This is a genomic window from Microbulbifer sp. (assembly GCF_036563125.1).
GTDB lineage: Bacteria > Pseudomonadota > Gammaproteobacteria > Pseudomonadales > Cellvibrionaceae > Microbulbifer.
In genome coordinates this window covers 1-4,597 of sequence record NZ_DATCMV010000024.1, presented here as the reverse complement: position 1 = coordinate 4,597, position 4,597 = coordinate 1, and the positions used below count along the sequence as shown (strand labels likewise).

1 protein-coding gene is annotated in these 4,597 nt (G+C 57.6%); it reads left to right on the top strand.

Features of this window, described 5'->3' with window-relative positions:
- Nucleotides 1-147 precede the first annotated feature (147 nt).
- Nucleotides 148-4,176, top strand: coding sequence for a cadherin-like domain-containing protein (locus tag VIL80_RS01615; RefSeq protein WP_332034416.1), 4,029 nt, complete (start codon nt 148-150; stop codon nt 4,174-4,176).
- Nucleotides 4,177-4,597 lie beyond the last annotated feature (421 nt).

The window sequence follows — 4,597 nt, the reverse complement described above, 5'->3', positions numbered from 1 at the left end:
CAATGGTCGCCACTTTTGCTCTGATATAGTTTCCAGCGACTTCTGCCCGGTGGGTTTTTCGTCGGAGCAGTTCCTGTGGTATGCCCAACGCCGCGCGGAGTGCTCAGGGAGCGCTTTACCCGGCCATCCTTCCGGGAAGCCCTGACCATGAATAACAATAAGCGAATCCTTACCTGGACGGCCGTTGTCGCCGTCTCCACCCTGTTGACTTCAGTGGCCCATGCGGCGCTACCGGTTGCACAGTTTGATGTGTACCGGATGCCGGAGGGGATTGACCTGCAGATCGATGCGGCCGCCGGTTGGCTGGCCAACGACACTGATGCCGACGGAGATTCACTGAAGGTTGCCTCTGTCGAGCGGCAGCCGCAGTACGGCAGCCTGTCTTGGCGCGATGATGGCTCCTTTACCTACCAACCGGCGCCCGGCTTTACCGGCAATGACCGCGTGCTTTATACGGTGACGGACGGCGAATCAATGTCGCGGCAGGCGGTGGTTATTTTCCATGTTGAACCCGTCAGCGACATGGACAGGACTACACCGGGCGAGTGGCCACTTGTAAACAATAACGCGGCACACTCTGGTCTCCAGCCCGGATTCCTGTGGCAATTGTGGCCAGAGCCGTTGTGGCAAGACAACACCGCGAGAAGTGGCCAGCAGCCAATAGTGACTGGTGGGCAGCTATACCTGCTCGACAGGAATCACGGCATTACTAGTTTGTCAGCCTTCAGTGGCCGCGAGATCTGGTCGCGTGGCTTTCCGATCGGTGAGTTTGCCGGCGGTGCTGCAGTTGCAGGTCGGCAACTACTTTTTCGCTACAGGCAGTTACAGGGTGAAGATTACCTGGCTTCCCTCGATGTGGGCACGGGTGCGCAGCGCTGGATCCGCCAGCTGGAACCGGGTGAGGTCTACCGCTCTTCTCCACCGGTACCCTTCGATGGCCGCGTCTGGCTCAGCAATACTCATCCACAGGATGTGCAGGCTTTTGAAGCAGATGGCGGAGATAATGCGGTTCAGTTTGCCTGGGACTGTTCCGATGCGGAACGCCTAAGCTGGCCGGCGCTCAACGCGGGCAACCTTTATGTTGCCGGTAACGGTTGCCTCGAAGAGCTGGATCCGGCCTCGGGAAACCTTTTGCGGCGCGTTACCTTCCTGGATGACACGCCCGTGCAGCAACTGGTCGTTGATGGTGGTACTGCACTATTGGCAAGTGGCGGTGCGCTGCGCGCGATTGACCTGCAGGACATGGTAGTCCGGTGGACTGCACCGATTAGTTCAACCAGTCCGATCGCTGCGGGAGATGGCTTGGCTTATCTGGTGAGTGGATGGGAACTAGTGATGGTCGGTGTCGACACTGGTGACATCTTGGCACGGTTCAAGCCCGACTTTACCAGTAGAGTCCGCCCCATGTTCAGGCCGGTGTTGACGCATGACAGCGTAATCGTGCCCATGAACGAGAAGATCTATATCCTCGATCGCTTTTCACTGGCACCCCGACATGTCATTGACTTCCCGGCGCGTGCGCTCGCGCTTGCTGACGGGGTGCTCTATGCGGTCGGTGATACGGCACGTGCTTATCGGATCAGTAATTCAACCGCGGCCCCAGATACGGCGCCTGGGGTTATTGCTGTGCCGGAGGACAGGAGAATAGGCCAGGGAGAAAGTTTTACCCTTGACCTGTCGCTTGTGTTTTCCGACGCCGACGGTGATGCGCTGGATTACATCGTGTATACCGAGAGCGGTGGCAGCCTGCTGGAAAGTACCGTCGACGGGGACCAGCTCACGGTTTCCGCCAGGGATTTTCCCGGCAGGGACCGGTTGTTTATCCGAGCCAACGCCCGGGGCCGACTGGCAGAAACTTCACTCCAGATAGAAGTGGTCAACCAAGACATCGCCTTCGAGTTATTCGACGAAAACGGGGTGCCCATTGCCCCCGGGAGTGATGTTGCTGGAATCATCAACGGCAAGGTCACTGTCCGTAAGCACATGGGGCAGCACGCGCAGTTTTACAAAAATTTTCGGGTGCTGAATGTCGATGAACACGGCCACATGGTGAATGCGGATCCCTGGGTGCGGAATTTTACCCTGGATACCCGTGAGTTTTTTGACGGGGAAAACCTGCTCAGTGTGCATGTGCACCCCATGAGCATGCCAGGGGAGCTGTACCGGGCAGATTTCGATGTGGGCGAGATTAGGATTGTCTCCCGCAATAACAACCCGGCCCCGAACGGCGATTTTTACCTCCCGAGAATTCAGTTCGATCGCCGCATGATCGCTACCCGTCCTTCAGCAGATGGCCTGGGAAGTGAATTGTATACCTCCAACTACGGTGCAAGACCGCTGGATGATTCCGGCCCGATGTTCCTTGATAACAGCCCCCATACATCGGCACCGGCGCAGGTCATCCCGCACCTGGGGGCGAGTGTGTTGGGGCGGTTTCGCTGGACAGGGGTGGACCCGCCATTTGCGGACTTTGGGGAAAAAATTTTTGGGCGGGTGAACCTCCTCAATTTCCAGCGGGAGGCACCCTATCCGGCAAAGGTCGTGTTCTTCGTCAATGATTCTGCGGGCCGAGCAAACTACGGTTTTCATCCCTTTATCATGCCCGCCCTGGATCCACTACAACGCCAGGCTTTCCCGCCCGGGGCTTCCAATGTCGAAATCCTGAATCTGGCGCAAGGCGACAGTGTGGTAGTTCCGCCGGGTGGGGCTTTCAAGCTGCTCCTGCATGTCAGTCTCAGCCAGCCCTACCATGAGCATTTCAGTACCCTGCACACTTGGGTGGGTAACCGGGTAGTGGCAGAGTCGAACCTGAGCTCGTTCGCGCGCTATGTACCCGAAGGGGTTACCGACTTTGTGCTTGAAGTCGGGATTCCCGAGTCGCAAATCCAGCTGCTTGAGTCCACCCGATCGACAGGGCATGACACCGCAGCCTTCGCGATCTGGAATGATTTTGTAGATGGCAATGACGAGGTGCTGCCGGTGAGTGAGCATATTCACGTCAGTGCAATACGCTCTACGGATACCGCCGCGCTGTTGCCGGATGCCGATGGTGACGGTATTGGGAACGGGCAAGATAACTGCCCCTACCGGGCAAATACCGGGCAGGAAGACGAGAACGGCGATGGGCGGGGGGACGCCTGTTACGGATATCCTGTGCGCATGCTGGAAGACAGCGTCTACGGCAAGCGCATTGTGGGCGGAGCCTCTTCCGGACGGGATGGTCATGCCCTTTACCAATTTGGCTCAGACCTGCCGTTCCAAAGTAGCGAATGCTTCAGCACATGTACCCAGTTCTGGCCGCCGGCCACGCTAGTGGATCTGGCGGAACTGGATAGCCTGCCGCCGGATCAGGGCTTCGGTGTGCTCGAGCGTGCGGATGGCAGCCTGCAGCTGACGTTCGAGGGCTGGCCACTGTATTTCTACGCATCGGACCTGTCGCCGGGAGAGACCAGCGGTCAGCTGGTCAATGGCGAGTGGTGGCTGGCGAGCGCCGAACCGTTCCAGTATCGGTGGCAACAGCTTGAATACGCGGTTGACGAATCTGCCGGCTATATCGACCTCACCATTTACCGTATGGGCGACTTAGGGGCCGCAAGCAGTGACGTCACGCTCGAAGTGGTAAGCACCGGCCCTCAAGCCACAGTGGAAGACTGGCTGGGCGCTACTGCTGACGACTATGTGCTCGAACAGGTCAGTGTGCATTTTGCAGAGGGCGAGGGGCGGCAGACAGTGCGCCTGTTGATCATCGACGATGACCAGTCAGAGGCTACCGAGGCGGTTTCGATACGCCTGTTGCCCCTATCCACCAGCCCCACATTACTACCGCAAGGCATGGTTACTGTTGTAATTGGTGATGACGATGCCGCCGGGACTGGGGGTGGCAGCGGTTCTGATACTGGTAGTAGCAGTGGTAGCAGCAGCGGTAGTAGCAGCGGTAGTAGCAGTGGTAGTAGCAGCGGTAGTAGCAGTGGTAGTAGCAGTGGTAGTAGCAGTGGTAGTAGCAGCGGCGCAGTTCTCAGCACGGGGAACAATACAACTGTGCAACCACAGCAAAAGCAAGGCAGCGGAGGTGGGAGCAGCAGCGGACCCGGCATGCTGCTGTTGCTGGGTGTCCTGTTGTTGAGCCGCCGTCGGCGCCGCAGGTTGCCCGGAAGGGGCGGCGCCGCGGGTGAATAGAGCTAAATCGGCGCCCCTAGATAGGCAGTGTCATATGACGATAATTCAATAGTTACGAGGGAAGATATAGGGTAGTGCCTGAGGGCAGTCTTTTAGAGCGTTAGCATCTTTAACGATGTCTTGGCCAACCATTGCTACCCGCAGCAGCTTACGATCCAGTACGTTGCCAATTACGATCTGTCCGTTTGCGCAAAATACGAGAACATTTTTCATAGATTTTGTTTGCACACTCCGGAGAATCCGCAGCATTAGTGCGCCCGTGTGGTTGCTCTCGTTAGCTGTCCGCTTGCACCTCTTTCACTTCGGGCAATGAATAGTTGCCATTAAGCACTGACTTTCCAGGGCGGTAGATGCGAAACAGGAAGTTCCAGCCGTCACTGGTGTCCACCCTATTGGGCACATCGCCACAGGCTTTTTCTGC